Here is a 14,865-nt window from a genome sequence, read left to right on the forward strand (position 1 = left end):
CCCCTGAAGGCCGCAGGCCTTTCAGGGGCGCGGGGAACTGCGCGACCAGCCCCCCACCCGCCCGCAGACGAACGGACCGCTATACACCCCGGGTATACACACCGTGTACAGTCACCCCCATGTCCATCGGCCACACCCTTCTCGGGCTCCTTGAATCCGGTCCCCGCCACGGCTACGACCTCAAGCGCACCTTCGACTCGACGTTCGGCCACGACAAGCCCCTGCACTACGGCCAGGTCTACTCGACCATGTCCCGCCTCCTGAAGAACGGCCTCGTGGAGGTCGACGGGATAGAGGCCGGCGACGGCCCGGAGCGCAAGCGGTACGCGATCACCGACGCCGGCATCACCGACGTACGCCAGTGGCTGGCGACCCCGGAGAAGCCGGAGCCGTACCTCCAGTCGACGCTGTACACGAAGGTCGTCCTCGCGCTGCTGACCGAGCGCGACGCCGCCACCGTCCTCGACACCCAGCGTGCCGAGCACCTGCGCCTGATGCGCATCCTCACGGACCGCAAGCGCAAGGGCGACCTCGCCGACCAGCTGATCTGCGACCACGCCCTGTTCCACCTGGAAGCCGACCTGCGCTGGCTCGAACTGACCGCCGCGCGCCTCGACCGACTCGCCGCGGAGGTACGTCCCGCATGACCGCCACGCCCGCCGGTGCCCTGCTCACCGCCACCGATCTGCACAAGGCGTACGGGCCGACGCCCGCGCTGGACGGCGCCTCCTTCTCCGTCCACCCCGGCGAGGTCGTCGCCGTCATGGGCCCGTCCGGTTCCGGCAAGTCGACGCTGCTGCACTGCCTGGCCGGCATCGTCACCCCGGACTCCGGCACCATCGCCTACGACGGCCGCGACCTGACCACGCTCTCCGACGCCGAGCGCAGCGCCCTGCGCCGCACCGACTTCGGCTTCGTCTTCCAGTTCGGCCAGCTGGTCCCGGAGCTGACCTGTGTGGAGAACGTCGCGCTGCCGCTGCGGCTGAACGGCACCAAGCGCAAGGAGGCCGAGCGACAGGCCGCCTCCTGGCTGGCGCGCCTGGAGGTCGATGACCTCGCCGCGAAGCGTCCCGGTGAGATATCGGGCGGCCAGGGCCAGCGCGTCGCCGTGGCCCGCTCCCTCGTCACGAACCCGCGCCTGCTCTTCGCCGACGAGCCGACCGGCGCCCTGGACTCCCTCAACGGCGAACGGGTCATGGAGCTGCTGACCGAGGCCGCGCGCGGCGCGAACGCCGCCGTCGTCCTGGTCACGCACGAGGCCCGGGTCGCCGCCTACTCCGACCGCGAGATCGTCGTACGGGACGGCAAGTCGCGGGACATGGAGTACGCCCGATGAGCTTCTTCCGCGACCTCGCCCTCGGTATGCGGTTCGCCGTGTCCGGCGGCCGCGAGGGCTGGATCCGCACCCTGCTGACCGCGATCGGCGTGGCCTTCGGCGTGGCCGTGCTGCTCGGCGCGGCCTCGGTGCCGACGTTCATGAACGAGCGCGACGACCGCGGCGACGCCCGGCAGTTGGGCGTCGGCCGGCACGGCATGCTCAAGCCGGGCGACGACACGATGATCGTCGCCGGCGCCTCCTCCGAGTACCGCGGCGACTTCGTCAGCGGCTCGCTGCTGCGCCCCGAGGGCGCGCACCCGCCGGTGCCGCCCGGCGTCGACAAGCTGCCGGGCCCCGACGAGATGGTGGTCTCGCCCGCCCTGAGGAAGCTGCTCGACTCCTCCGACGGCAAGCTCCTCAGGGAGCGCTACGACTACCGCATCGTCGGCACGATCGGCGACGCGGGCCTGGACAACCCCTTCGAGCTGTACTTCTACGCGGGCAGCGACACCCTGAAGGAAACGACGAGCACCGCCCGCATCGACCACTACGGCATGAGCTACGAGCGGCCCGGCCTCGACCCGAGCCTCATCGTGCTCATCGTGCTGGCGTGCGTCGTCCTGCTGGTCCCGGTCGCCATCTTCATCGCGACGGCCGTCCGGTTCGGCGGCGAGCGGCGCGACCGGCGCCTCGCGGCGCTGCGACTGGTCGGCGCGGACGCCCGGATGACCCGGCGCACGGCGGCGGGCGAGGCACTGTTCGGCACGCTTCTCGGACTCGTCCTCGGCGTCCTGCTCTTCCTGGCCGCACGGCAGTTGCTCGGGGTCGTGGAGATCTGGCGGCTGTCGGCGTTCCCCTCGGACTTCAGGCCCGTACCGGCTCTCGCCGTACTGGTGCTGGTGGCCGTGCCGGTCTCGGCCGTGGCGGTCACGGTGTTCGCGCTGCGCTCGGTGTCGATCGAGCCGCTGGGGGTCGTCCGCGGCGGCCGCTCCCGCTCCCGCCGGCTGTGGTGGCGGCTCGTGGTGCCGGTCGTCGGCGCCGTGCTGCTGCTGACGAGCGGTTCGGCCTCCTCACTGGGCCGGTTCGGCGTCTTCCAGACCGCCACCGGCATCGCACTCACCCTGATCGGCCTGGTCCTGGTACTGCCGTGGCTGGTGGAGGCGGTCGTGCACCGGCTGCGCGGCGGCCCCGTGCCGTGGCAACTCGCCGTGCGCAGGCTCCAGTTGCACAGCACCGGCGCGAGCCGCGCGGTCTCCGGGATCACCATCGCGGTGGCGGGCGGCATCGCCCTGCAGATGTACCTGGGCGGTATCGACGGGAACTTCAACGAATCCACGGGGCAGGACCCGGCCCGGGCCCAGATCGGCACCAGCGCCGATGTGGTCTCCGGACGGACGGCCGAGAACATCGTGCGGGAGTTCAATGCCACCAAGGGCGTGCGCCAGGTGATCGGCACCATCGACAGCATGATGAGCCCGGCCCGCGCCAAGCCGGGCGACGACGACTCCGTGGGCACCGTGTCGCTGTCCGTCGGCACCTGCGCCACCCTGCGCGAGCTGGCGAAGCTGCCCTCCTGCAAGGAAGGCGACGTCTTCCGTGTCACCGGCTCCGACTTCCCCGACGACGACGAGACGCTGGCCAAGGACGCCAAGCCCGGTGCGCGGCTCTTCATCGACCACCTCGACAAGAAGGCGCACTGGACGGTGCCCGAGGACGCCCGCACGGTCCCGGCCCGGCGCGCCCCGGACGGCAACCACTTCGGCGGCATCTTCGCCACCCCGTCCACCGTCGACGTCCGCGCCCTGACCAACGGGATGGTGTCGACGCAGATCCGGCTCGACCCGAACGTGCCGGACGCCGCCGAGTACGTCCGCAACACCGCCTACCGCATCGATCCGACGATGAACGTCTCCCAGTACCAGGCGGTCGAGACCAACGACCAGTACGAGTCGATCCGGCGCGGCCTGTTCTCCGCCGCGGCCCTGACGATGACGCTGATCGCGGCGTCCCTGCTGGTCTCGCAGATCGAGCAGCTCCGCGACCGCCGGCGCCTGTTGTCGATCCTCGTCGCCTACGGCACCCGGCGCTCCACCCTGGCCTGGTCGGTCCTGTGGCAGACGGCGATCCCGGTCGTCCTCGGCATGGCGGTCGCGATCGGCGGCGGCCTGGCCCTCGGCACCCTGATGCTCCGCATGGTCGGCGACCCGGTCACGGACTGGCTGTCGTTCCTGCCCCTGGCAGGCGTGGGCCTGGCGGCGATCGCGGTGGTCACCCTGCTGAGCCTGCCGCCGCTGTACCGCCTGATGCGCCCAGAGGGCCTGAGGACCGAGTAGCCCCGATAGGGGCGCGGGGAACTGCGCGCTCAGCCCCCACCGGGCGTTCACCCGCGAACGGCGCTGTACTGGCCGCCCCTTAGGCGCTCGCCCCGCGCCGGGGTGCCGCCTTGCCCACCCTGCCGCCCCAGGCGGCAGATTGCCCAAGGCGGCGGGGGCGGCGGCAACGCGCAGAACCTCAATCCCCCAGTATCCGAACGGGCAACCCCCGCAGAGCATCCCGCAGAGCCACCCCCAACTCCCGGTACTCCGCGGCGCGAGCCGCCCCCGTGCGCATGGCCAGAGCGACCCTGCGCGTGGGGGCGGGCTCGGCGAAGTACCCGGTCAGGAGCTGACTGCTCCGGCTCGTCTCGACGGCCACAGCGGTCCGCGGCAACAGGGTCACCCCGAGCCCACCGGCGACGAGTTGGACCAGCGTGGCGAGCCCGGCGGCGGTCGTGGTGACGGGAGCGTCACCACGGCCCGCCTCCCGGCAGATGTCCAGGGCCTGGTCCCGCAGGCAGTGCCCTTCGTCGAGCAGCAGCAGATTCAGCTCCCGCAACGCCTCCCGCGGAATCCCCTCCCGGCCCCCCAGCCAGTGTTCGAGCGGCGTGACGAGCACGAAGTCCTCGTCGAACAGCGGGAGTTCGGCGACGCCGGGCACCCCGAGCGGCACCGCGAGCAGCAGCAGATCGAGCCGCCCGGCCCCGAGCCCCTCCACCAGCGACGAGGTCTGCTCCTCGTGCACCTGGAGATCCAGCTCGGGGTATTTCTCGTGGACGAGCCGCAGCACGGTCGGCAGCAGATAGGGCGCCACGGTCGGGATCACCCCGAGCCGCAGCGCGCCCGTGAACGGCGCCCGCACCGACTCGGCCTCCTCCATCAGCGCCCCCACCTGGTCGAGCACGGCGCGCGCCCGCACCGCGATCCGCTCCCCGGCCGGCGAGAGCAGCACCTTCCTCGTCGTACGCTCGACAAGGGTGACCCCCAGCACCTCCTCCAGGGCCGACACGGCGCCCGACAGCGCGGGCTGGCTCATCCCGATCGCCGCCGCGGCGTCCCGGAAGTGCAGATGCTCCGCGACCGCGGCGAACGCCCGCAACTGCGCCAGGCTCGGCTGACGACGCCGCCCACCCGCGGGCTTCCCCTTACTGACGACCACTGATAGCCACCTCCGATCAACACGACCGAGTCTAGCTATTTCCGTAATCAATGCACTCTGTGCCACGATCGGTCACAGTCCAACCCACAGAAAAGTCCCCCAAAAAGGGACCTTTCTAGCTGCAAGGAGAGCGCGTGCTCACTGTCGGTGACAAGTTCCCCCAGTTCGACCTGACTGCCTGTGTCTCGCTGGACAAGGGCTCGGAGTTCGAGCAGATCAACCACAAGACCTACGAGGGCAAGTGGAAGATCGTCTTTGCGTGGCCCAAGGACTTCACCTTCGTGTGCCCGACCGAGATCGCCGCTTTCGGCAAGCTGAACGACGAGTTCGCCGACCGTGACGCCCAGGTCCTCGGCTTCTCCGGTGACTCCGAGTTCGTGCACCACGCCTGGCGCAAGGACCACCCGGACCTGACGGACCTGCCCTTCCCGATGCTGGCCGACTCCAAGCACGAGCTCATGCGTGACCTCGGCATCGAGGGCGAGGACGGCTTCGCGCAGCGCGCCGTCTTCATCGTCGACCAGAACAACGAGATCCAGTTCACGATGGTGACCGCCGGCTCCGTCGGCCGTAACCCCAAGGAGGTCCTCCGGGTCCTCGACGCCCTCCAGACGGACGAGCTCTGCCCGTGCAACTGGAGCAAGGGCGACGAGACCCTGGACCCGGTCGCGCTGCTCTCGGGCGAGTGAACGGAGCGTACTGACATGGCTCTCGACGAACTCAAGTCCGCCATACCGGACTACGCCAAGGACCTGAAGCTCAACCTGGGCTCGGTCATCGGCAACTCGGACCTCCCGCAGCAGCAGCTGTGGGGCACGGTCCTGGCGACCGCCATCGCGTCCCGCTCGCCGCACGTGCTGCGGGAGCTGGCGCCGGAGGCCGAGGCGAATCTGTCGCCGGAGGCGTTCAAGGCCGCGAAGTCGGCTGCCGCCATCATGTCGATGAACAACGTGTTCTACCGCACGCGTCACCTGCTCTCGGACGACGAGTACGGGACGATGCGCGCGGGTCTGCGGATGAACGTCATCGGCAACCCCGGGGTCGACAAGGTCGACTTCGAGCTGTGGTCGTTCGCGGTTTCCGCGATCAACGGCTGCGGGATGTGTCTCGACTCGCACGAGCAGGTGCTCCGCAAGGCCGGGGTCGACCGGGAGGTCGTCCAGGAGGCGTTCAAGATCGCGTCCGTCATCCAGGCGGTGGCGGTCACCCTCGACGCCGAGGCCATCCTGGCGTAGGCGGGTTCACTGGTCGGCCCCGGCACTTAACTTGTGCCGGGGCCGACCTTTTTGCGTCTCGCGCTCGCCTGCGGGCCGGTGGCCGCTTCTCGCGCAGTTCCCCGCGCCCCTCAATGGGTAGTCGTTCGTCCGCGGCCCGGTGGGGGCTGGTCGCGCAGTTCCCCGCGCCCCTGAGGCATGCGCTGCGCGCAGCCTCCCCTTGAGGCTGCGCTTCGCGCGCCTCTGATGAAGGGCCGGTGGCGCTCCTCTCCTGAAGGTGGGTGGCGCGCCTCTGATGAAGAGCTGATGGTGCGCCTCTCCTGAAGGTAGGTGGCGCGCCTCTCCTGAAAGGTGGGTGGCGCGTCTTCGATGAGATGGCGCACGCAGTGCGCATCTCAGGGGCGCGGGGAACTGCGCGAGAAGCGGCCACCGGCCCGCGCACGACCGACAACCCGAAAAGGGGCGCGGGGAACTGCGCGACTCAGCTCCCGGCCGAGCCAGATGGCGGGTCCACCGGGGCCACCGGCGTCGCGGTGGCTCCGTGCGGGACCGGGGACTGGCGGAGGGACGCCTCCTGGGACCAGCTCCGGAGGTACCCCACCACGGTGTTGGTGACGGCGACGAGCGGCACGGCGACCACGGCGCCGCCGATCCCGGACACCATGCTCCCGGTGGCGACGGCGAGCACGACCGCCAGGGGATGCACACGAACGGCCCGTCCGAGGATGAACGGCTGGAGGATGTGCCCCTCGATCTGCTGCACGGCGAGCACCACGGCCAGCACCATCACGGCAGTGAACACGCCCTGCGTCACCAGCGCCACGACCACGGCGAGCGCCCCCGACACCACGGCGCCGACGAGCGGGATGAACGCGAACAGGAAGATGAACACGGCGAGCGGCACCGCCATCGGCACCCCGAGGAAGAAGATCCCGAGGCCGATGAAGATGGCGTCGATCAACGCGACTATCACCGTCCCGCGGACATACGCGGTGAGCGTGCGCCACGCCCGCGGCCCCGCCCCCGCCATGCCCGGCCGGGCCTGCGCCGGAACGAGCTTGAGCGTCCATTCCCAGATGCGCTTGCCGTCGTAGAGCAGGAACAGCGTCGAGAACATCGCCAGCAGGATGCCGGTCATCGCCTCGACGATGACGGTGACGCCTTCGAGCCCCGCGGACGTGATCGAGTCCGTGTTGGCCCCGATGGCGTCGCGCAACGACTTGGCGATGTCGTTGATCTGATCCTCGGTCACGTGGAACGGGCTGTTGAGGAGCCACTTGCGCAACTCGTCGATGCCGTCCTGGACCTGGTCCGAGAGGGTGTCGATGTTCTCCTGGACCTGCCAGACCACGAACCAGCCGACGAGCCCCATGATGACGAAGCCGAGGATCGCGGTGAGCGCCGTCGCGAGCCCGCGCGGCACCCCGTGCCGGCGCAGCCGGGCCACCGTCGGCTGGAGCAGCGCCGTGATGAGCAGTGCCGCGATGAACGCGAACACCACCAGTTGCACGGAGCTGATGACCTTCATCAGGACCCAGAGCGCGCCCGCGAGGACCAGCAGTCGCCAGCCCGCCTCGGCGGCGACTCTGAGACCCCACGGCACCGCGACGACGGGCTCGGGCCGGGGCGCTATCGCGGGCGCGTACGTCGGCGGCGCGGGCACCTGTTCGGCGGGGGTTCCGTCCGGCGCCGGTTCGGCGTCCTTGGCCGGTGCGGCGGGAACAGAGTGCGCCGCGGGCGCCGGGGGCGGCAGATGGCCATGGCCGTCCTCGTTGCGCTCCGCCTCGGCCCTGCGCTCGTCCAGGCGCTCGCCGACCTTGCTGATTCCGGCGCCGACCCGGCCGAGCCAGCCTGGAACTCGCGACATGATCCGTCCTCTGATTTCCCCCACGGGGGTCCCCGTACGCCCCCCACGACTTCCCCTTGGGGCGCCTTTCACACCGACAGCACCGACCGTACATGCTGATACAGCCGGAGCCCCTCACCGTAAGACGGTGAGGGGCTCCGGAAGGTTGAACGCAAACGCGTCCTAGTACCAGCTGTTGGCCTGCCAGAACGACCAGGCGTCGCACGGGCTGCCGTACCGCTCGTTCATGTAGTTCAGCCCCCACTTGATCTGGGTGGCCGGGTTGGTCTGCCAGTCGGCGCCCGCGGAGGAGTACTTGGACGCGGGCAGCGCCTGGAAGAGACCGTAGGCGCCCGACGAGGCGTTGGTGGCCCGGTAGTTCCAGCTCGACTCGTGATTCACGATGTTGCTGAAGCACTGGAACTGGCCGGACGGCACCATCTGCCGTGCCATCGCCTGGATCTGCGCCGTGGAGTACGAAGACTGTGTGCTGAAGCTGGAGGCGTCGCGGGTCTCGGAGCGGCTGGCGGCCTTCTTGGCCTCCTCGCGCTCCTTGGCCTCCTTCTCGGCCTTCTCCTTCGCGTCCTGCGCGGCCTGCTGCTTGGCGACGGCGTCTTCGGCGGCCTTCTTGCGGGCCGCCTCCTCCGCCGTCTTCTGCGCAGCGTTGTCCGCGGCGATGGCCTGCGTCTGAGCCTGCTGCTCGAGGGACGAGGTCTGAACCTGGGCCTGCTGGCCCGCGGGTATGTCGGCGAGGAGGGTCGCGTCGCTCGCCGTGGCCTCAGCCTCGGCAGGCTGAGCGGTGCTGCCCGAGGCAACACCCACGACGGCGCCGACAGTGGTGACCGCGGTGGCCGAAGCCACTGCGAATCCCCGGACCGAAATCCGGCTCACACGGTTTCCTTCCAGCATCGCCCGCTTGAGTGTGACCATCGCGGACGCAATCGTGCCCCTGACGCTGGCCTCCCAACTGCGGGGTCACGGGAGGCACGGGCCCGGTGGGCAACTCCTTTGCGGGGAGCGCCGCGTGGTGCGCGGGCGGCATACGACGGCCTGTATGGAGTTCAAGGTGCAGCTGGTACTGCGGTGGTTCTGTACCGCTGGGGGTACGCAAGTGTCGTATGCGGGGCCTGACAGGACCGTGACTCTGCCGCATTCGGACGCCGCAAGGCAATTCTCCGTTGCGTGGGAAACGTCACACCCCGTTTGGCGCACGGGATTTCAGGAAACCCCCGCGCACGAAAGCGCCGCCCGGCTAAGCTCTCTGGCTTCTCCGAACGGCGCCTTCCGGGCTAACTCCCCTAGATCTGGACGTCCTCCAGCATTTCGGTCACCAGGGCCGCGATCTGCGACCTCTCCGAGCGCGTCAACGTGACGTGCGCGAACAGCGGATGCCCCTTCAGTTTCTCGACGACGGCGACGACACCGTCGTACCGGCCGACCCGGAGGTTGTCGCGCTGGGCGACGTCGTGGGTGAGGACGACACGCGAGTTCGCCCCGATGCGGGACAGCACCGTCAGCAGGACGTTGCGCTCCAGGGACTGGGCCTCGTCCACGATCACGAACGCGTCGTGCAGCGAGCGGCCGCGGATGTGGGTGAGCGGCAGCACCTCCAGCATCCCGCGGGCGGTGATCTCCTCGATGACGTCACGGCTCGTCACGGCCGAGAGGGTGTCGAAGACCGCCTGCGCCCAGGGCCCCATCTTCTCGGCCTCGCTGCCGGGCAGATAGCCGAGTTCCTGGCCGCCCACCGCGTACAGCGGACGGAACACCATCACCTTCTTGTGCTGGCGCCGCTCCAGGACGGCCTCCAGGCCCGCGCAGAGGGCGAGCGCGGACTTGCCGGTGCCGGCCCGGCCGCCCATCGAGACGATGCCGATGTCCGGATCGAGGAGCAGATCGAGCGCGATCCGCTGCTCGGCGCTGCGCCCCTTCAGCCCGAAGGCCTCCCGGTCGCCGCGCACCAGCCGGACGTTGCCCTCCGGCGTGACCCGGCCGAGGGCCTTGCCGCGCTCGGAGTGGATCGTCAGGCCCGTGTGCACGGGGAGGTCGGCGGCCTCGGGAACGTAGAGCGTCTCCTCCTCGAAGAGCAGGTCGACCTGTTCACCGGCCAGGGTCAGTTCGGACATTCCGGTGAAACCGGAGTCCGTGATGGCGAGTTCGGCGCGGTACTCCTCGGCGAGGAGTCCGACCGACGACGCCTTGATCCTGAGAGGCAGGTCCTTCGACACGACCGTGACGTCGAACCCCTCGGCCTGCAGATTGCGGGCCACGGCCAGGATCCGGGAATCGTTGTCACCCAGGCGGTAGCCCGCCGGGAGCACGGCCGGGTCGGAGTGGTTGAGCTCGACGCGCAGCGTGCCGCCCAGGTCTCCGGTGGGGATCGGGGCGTCCAGGCGTCCGTAGCGAACCCGGTAGTCGTCCAGCAGGCGCAGGGCCTGCCGGGCGAAGTACCCGAGCTCCGGATGGTGCCGTTTGGCCTCCAACTCCGTGACCACGACGATCGGCAGCACGACTTCGTGCTCGTCGAACCGGGTCATGGCGTTGGGATCGGCCAGCAGGACGCTGGTGTCGAGAACATAAGTGCGCCGTTCGGCTTTACGCAGGCGCTTGTTGCTGGTCACCACGGAAGGACGTACCCCCTCGGATGAGGTCGGGGAGCGGCGGAGGAGTTATCGGGCCGGGGGGACCGGCGAAGGCTGCCGGTCCTCGGCCGCGCTGCGCGGGCCGAGAGCCGGCCCTCCAAGTCGTCATCCGCACGGGTTCGTGTGCGGTCGTCCTGGTGCAAAGGGCCTCCCGGGCGGGCGGCCCCGTGCCGCCCGCTGAGATGCGGTGTCCTTGGTGCGGACACCGACCTGGAAGGCTTATTCCCTCGAACACGCGCAGCCATGCCACGTCATAGGGCGGCGCGTGCGTTAACTCCTGATGTCGTACGTCCCCCGGGTGCGCCCCGGGTGGAGCCGGGTCAGCCGCCGAAGCGCCGGTGCCGGGCCGCGTAGTCGCGCATCGCGCGCAGGAAGTCGACCTTGCGGAAGGCAGGCCAGAAGACTTCACAGAAGTAGTACTCGGAGTGGGCCGTCTGCCACAGCATGAAGCCCGACAGGCGCTGCTCGCCGCTGGTGCGGATGACGAGGTCGGGGTCGGGCTGGGCCTTGGTGTAGAGGTGCTCGCCGATCAGGTCGACGGAGACGGCGTCGGCCAGCTCCTCGATCGACTGCCCCTTGTCCCCGGCGTCCAGGACCATCGAGCGGACGGCGTCGGCGATCTCCTGGCGGCCGCCGTAGCCGATCGCCACGTTGACCAGTATTCCGTCGCGCTGGGCGGTGGCCTCCTCGGCCTCCTTGAGGATGCCCTGCATGCCCTCGGGGAGGATGTCGGGGGTGCCCACGTGGTGGACGCGCCAGCGGCCGTCGGCCGCGAGGGCGCGGACGGTGTCCTCGATGATGCCGAGCAGCGGGACCAGCTCGTCCGCGGGCCGGTCGAAGTTGTCCGTCGACAGCAGCCACAGGGTGACCACCTCGACGTCCGTCTCGCTGCACCAGCCGAGGAACTCCTCGATCTTGGCGGCGCCCGCCTGGTGTCCCTGGGCGGGAGTGGAGCCGGCCGCCTTCGCCCACCGTCTGTTGCCGTCCATGATGACGCCGACGTGCTTGGGCACCTGGTCGTGGTCAAGATGGCCTTCGACCCGGCGTGCGTACAGCCTGACCAGCAGGCCGCGCAGCCTGTCGCGCAGGTTCACGGTCTTTTGCCCCTCCGTGCAGACGACGGTCCCCGAAGGCGAAAGCCTACAGCCGCAAAAGCGGGTGGGAGCTGTGGGGTGTCAGTGCACCGACGGCACCCTGACGTAGTTTCGTACCCATGAACGACACCTCTCCCTATGTGGCCTCGGCCGACCGCTACGACTCGATGGAGTACCGGCGCACGGGCCGCAGCGGCCTGAAGCTGCCCGCGATCTCGCTCGGCCTGTGGCACAACTTCGGGGACGACCGCACGCTCGACTCCCAGCGCGCGATCCTGCGCCGCGCCTTCGACCTGGGCGTCACCCACCTCGACCTGGCGAACAACTACGGTCCGCCGCCCGGCTCCGCCGAGCTGAACTTCGGCAAGATCTTCGCGCAGGACTTCGCCCCGTACCGGGACGAGCTGGTCCTGTCGACCAAGGCCGGCTATCTGATGCATCCCGGTCCGTACGGGGAGTGGGGCAGCCGCAAGTACCTGATGTCGTCCCTGGACGCCTCGCTGAAGCGGATGGGCGTGGACTACGTCGACATCTTCTACTCGCACCGCTTCGACCCGAACACCCCGCTCGAGGAGACGATGGGCGCGCTCGCGTCGGCGGTGCAGCAGGGCAAGGCGCTGTACGTCGGTGTCTCCTCGTACAACAGCGAGCAGACGGCCGAGGCGGCGCGGCTGCTCAAGGAGATGGGCGTCCCGGCCCTCATCCACCAGCCGTCCTACTCGATGATCAACCGCTGGACCGAGGACGACGGGCTGCTCGACACCCTGGAGAAGGCCGGCATGGGCTGCATCTCCTTCGTGCCGCTCGCGCAGGGCCTGCTGACGGGCAAGTACCTGAAGGGCATCCCGGAGGGCTCGCGCGCCACGCAGGGCAAGTCGCTCGACCCCGATCTGCTGAGCGACGAGGTCCTGCGCCGGCTGAACGGTCTGAACGACATCGCGCAGCGCCGCGGCCAGTCGCTGGCCCAGCTCGCACTGAACTGGGTGCTGCGCGACGAGCGGATGACGTCGGCCCTGATCGGTGCCTCCAGCGTGAAGCAGCTGGACGAGAACGTGGCGGCGCTGGCCGCTCCGAAGCTGACCGCCGAGGAACTGACCGAAATCGACTCGTTCGCGGTCTCCACGCCCGGTACGAACATCTGGGCCGGACGCAGCTGATCCGGTTCGCCCCCGGCGAGCCCCTGAGGGGGGCTTGGCCTGTCCGTATGTGCGGACAAAAAACGGGCCGGTCCGTGGGGGGGAGACGGACCGGCCCGAGGGGGGGTTTCCACCATAACCCTTCGTAAGTGCGGATGCGTGCATCGGCGTGCCACAACTACTCTCCGCAATCGCCCGGCGACGGCTGGAGGTAGCTTTCCGGCCGCCCCACAGCGGGCCCACAGGCGTCTTCGACACCGTCTTCACGGGCACTTCGCCGGAGGTTCGGGGTCCCTCTCCCGTGTCACGCGCCAGGTTGACGCCGCCGGGGCCGTCGCAAAGGCCGTCGCGGATATGGCGCATTCGGGTCACGCGGCGGGCCTGCCGGGCCGCGGAGGTGGCAAGCGGCACCGCGCAGCCCCCTCCACCGCGCGGTACCGCCGCGCAGCTTTGCTGGCGCGAATTGCCGTTGGTCTGAACTTACGTGAGGTTTACGTGAGGATCGAGTGCGTCTCGGTAACGATGCGGAATCGGTTGCTCCAGGCGCCCGGTTTGCACCGTTTGCTCAGTCGATAGCCCCTATGCCTTGCGCGCCTCGATCAGATGGCGGGCGCTGTGGGCCACGAACGGCCCCTCCGTGCCGATCCGCTCGTGCAGGGCGCGCAGTTGGGGCTCGTACGCCTCCGCGGTGAAGCCCGGGACCATCCAGACGACCTTGCGCAGGAAGTGCACGACCGCGCCGACGTCGTAGAACTCGATGCGCAGCCGCTCGGCGCGCAGGTCGACGATCTCCAGGCCCGCCGCCCGTGCCCGGTCCGTCTCCTGCTGCGGGTCGCGGCCCCGGCGCACCTCCTCCGGCTGCGGGCCCAGGAAGTACTCGACGAGCTCGAACACGCTGCTGGGGCCGACGTGCTGGGCGAAGTAGGTGCCGCCGGGGCGCAGTACGCGGGCGATCTCCGGGAAGTCCGCCCGGACCGGGTGGCGGGCGGTGACCAGCTCGAAGGTGGCGTCCGCGAAGGGCAACGGGGCGTCGTCGGGGGACGCGACCACGACCACGCCGCGCGGGGCGAGCCGGCGGGAGGCCTTCGCGACGTTCGGCGGCCAGCCCTCCGTGGCGGCCATCAGGGGCGGCAGCCGCGGTGCCAGGTCGAGCACTTCGCCGCCGCCCGTGTGCAGGTCGAGAGCCGAGCCGACGGCGGCCAGGCGCTCCCCCATCAGCCGCGCGTACCCCCACGAGGGCCGCTCCTCGGTGGCGCGGCCCTCGAACCAGGAGAAGTCCCAGCCCTCGGTGGGCGCGGCGACGGCCTCGGCGACCAGCTCCTCGTAACTCCTGGGGTCCGTGCGCGAGGCGTTCTCCGGGCGCTCCGTGTTCTCCGGGTGCTCCGGGTGCTCCGTGGTGTTCTTGGCGTCCATGAGACCCATGGTTCCAGGGGCCGCCCGTGCTCTCCTCTCCTTTTCGCGGGTCTTCCCCTGTCGGACGGCGCTGCTACTTTCTGCGCACCGGACAGGGGAGGCACTGACATGACCAGCAGGGCGACGATGAGGCACGTTCCGTACGAGGGCGGCGAGAAGGAGAGCCTGCACGTGGCGCTCGACCGGCACCGGGACGGCGTCGTGTGGAAGCTCCAGGGCCTCGGCGAGGAGCAGGCCCGGCGGCCGCTGACGCCGACGGGCACGAATCTGCTGGGGCTCGTCAAGCACCTGGCGTCGGTGGAGTACAGCTGGTTCTGCGGCACGTTCGGGCGGGAGAGCGAACCGCTGTGGTTCGACCCGTACAAGGGCGAGGACATCGTGGCCGCCGACGACGAGACGGTCGAGAGCCTGCTCGCCTTCTACGCGCGTGCGCGGGCCGCCGCCGATCTGGCCATCACCGAGATCCCGCTGGAGGAGACGGGCACGGCCTGGGACGGCAGAACCGTGTCGATGCGCTGGGTGCTCGTGCACATGCTGGAGGAGACGACCCGGCATCTGGGCCACATGGACATCCTGCGGGAGCTGACCGACGGCATGACCGGCTATCTGCCGCCGCTGCCCCAGTAGGGAGAGGCGCCGGGGGGTGTCCTCAGGGATGTACGGGGGATGTCCACAGGGACTTCTCAGGGGCTGGCCCTCTTCCCGGGCACCCCGGGGGCGCACATACC

General features: G+C 69.9%; 13 protein-coding genes. 7 read left to right on the forward strand and 6 right to left on the reverse strand.

Annotated features, from left to right (window positions below):
• Positions 1-119: 119 nt before the first annotated feature.
• From ACFVDP_RS38595 to ACFVDP_RS38605, 3 genes are read left to right on the forward strand one after another with little or no spacing between them, the layout of a single operon-like run.
• Entirely contained in the window at positions 120-647 is a 528-nt protein-coding gene (locus ACFVDP_RS38595; RefSeq protein ID WP_383500657.1) for a PadR family transcriptional regulator, read from the forward strand.
• Positions 644-1,336, forward strand: coding sequence for an ABC transporter ATP-binding protein (locus tag ACFVDP_RS38600; RefSeq protein ID WP_383500660.1), 693 nt, complete (start codon positions 644-646; stop codon positions 1,334-1,336). The genes ACFVDP_RS38595 and ACFVDP_RS38600 overlap by 4 nt, the downstream gene beginning before the upstream one ends.
• Positions 1,333-3,651 carry an ABC transporter permease gene (locus ACFVDP_RS38605; protein ID WP_383500663.1) on the forward strand — a complete coding sequence of 773 codons (2,319 nt, stop codon included), beginning with the start codon at positions 1,333-1,335 and terminating at the stop codon, positions 3,649-3,651. Before ACFVDP_RS38600 ends, ACFVDP_RS38605 begins: the two co-directional genes overlap by 4 nt.
• A 178-nt stretch (positions 3,652-3,829) precedes the next feature.
• On the opposite strand, the gene ACFVDP_RS38610 is transcribed toward ACFVDP_RS38605, so the two are convergent.
• The gene (locus ACFVDP_RS38610; protein ID WP_383500666.1) at positions 3,830-4,792 is read right to left on the reverse strand and encodes a hydrogen peroxide-inducible genes activator; all 963 of its coding nucleotides are present in this window, start codon (positions 4,790-4,792) and stop codon (positions 3,830-3,832) included.
• Positions 4,793-4,926: 134 nt separating this feature from the next.
• Here ACFVDP_RS38610 and ACFVDP_RS38615 point away from each other — a divergent pair, with 134 nt between their 5' ends.
• Together ACFVDP_RS38615 and ACFVDP_RS38620 are read left to right on the forward strand one after the other, a co-directional pair.
• Complete coding sequence (locus ACFVDP_RS38615) at positions 4,927-5,481, forward strand: peroxiredoxin (protein WP_383500669.1); 555 nt, start codon at positions 4,927-4,929, stop codon at positions 5,479-5,481.
• Between the two features lie 15 nt (positions 5,482-5,496).
• Entirely contained in the window at positions 5,497-6,027 is a 531-nt protein-coding gene (locus tag ACFVDP_RS38620; protein ID WP_361558488.1) for an alkyl hydroperoxide reductase, read from the forward strand.
• A 460-nt stretch (positions 6,028-6,487) separates the two neighbouring features.
• On the opposite strand, the gene ACFVDP_RS38625 is transcribed toward ACFVDP_RS38620, so the two are convergent.
• From ACFVDP_RS38625 to ACFVDP_RS38640, 4 genes are all read right to left on the reverse strand, one after another.
• Positions 6,488-7,873 carry an AI-2E family transporter gene (locus ACFVDP_RS38625; protein WP_383500672.1) on the reverse strand — a complete coding sequence of 462 codons (1,386 nt, stop codon included), beginning with the start codon at positions 7,871-7,873 and terminating at the stop codon, positions 6,488-6,490.
• Between the two features lie 162 nt (positions 7,874-8,035).
• Complete coding sequence (locus ACFVDP_RS38630) at positions 8,036-8,761, reverse strand: lytic transglycosylase domain-containing protein (protein WP_383500757.1); 726 nt, start codon at positions 8,759-8,761, stop codon at positions 8,036-8,038.
• A gap of 389 nt (positions 8,762-9,150) precedes the next feature.
• Entirely contained in the window at positions 9,151-10,476 is a 1,326-nt protein-coding gene (locus ACFVDP_RS38635; RefSeq protein ID WP_383500675.1) for a PhoH family protein, read from the reverse strand.
• A 338-nt stretch (positions 10,477-10,814) separates the two neighbouring features.
• Positions 10,815-11,588, reverse strand: coding sequence for an isoprenyl transferase (locus ACFVDP_RS38640; RefSeq protein ID WP_383500678.1), 774 nt, complete (start codon positions 11,586-11,588; stop codon positions 10,815-10,817).
• 119 nt (positions 11,589-11,707) lie between these two features.
• Between ACFVDP_RS38640 and mgrA the strand changes: the two genes are divergently transcribed.
• Positions 11,708-12,745 carry an L-glyceraldehyde 3-phosphate reductase gene (gene mgrA / locus ACFVDP_RS38645; protein WP_383500681.1) on the forward strand — a complete coding sequence of 346 codons (1,038 nt, stop codon included), beginning with the start codon at positions 11,708-11,710 and terminating at the stop codon, positions 12,743-12,745.
• A 558-nt stretch (positions 12,746-13,303) separates the two neighbouring features.
• Here the strand turns inward: mgrA and ACFVDP_RS38650 are convergent.
• A complete protein-coding gene (locus tag ACFVDP_RS38650; protein WP_383500684.1) occupies positions 13,304-14,137 on the reverse strand; it encodes a class I SAM-dependent methyltransferase in 834 nt (277 codons plus the stop codon).
• Between the two features lie 108 nt (positions 14,138-14,245).
• Between ACFVDP_RS38650 and ACFVDP_RS38655 the strand changes: the two genes are divergently transcribed.
• Positions 14,246-14,764: a DinB family protein gene (locus tag ACFVDP_RS38655; protein WP_383500687.1), complete on the forward strand. Its 519-nt coding sequence runs from the start codon at positions 14,246-14,248 to the stop codon at positions 14,762-14,764.
• Positions 14,765-14,865 lie beyond the last annotated feature (101 nt).

This window comes from Streptomyces sp. NPDC057694, assembly GCF_042799415.1.
Taxonomy (GTDB): domain Bacteria; phylum Actinomycetota; class Actinomycetes; order Streptomycetales; family Streptomycetaceae; genus Streptomyces.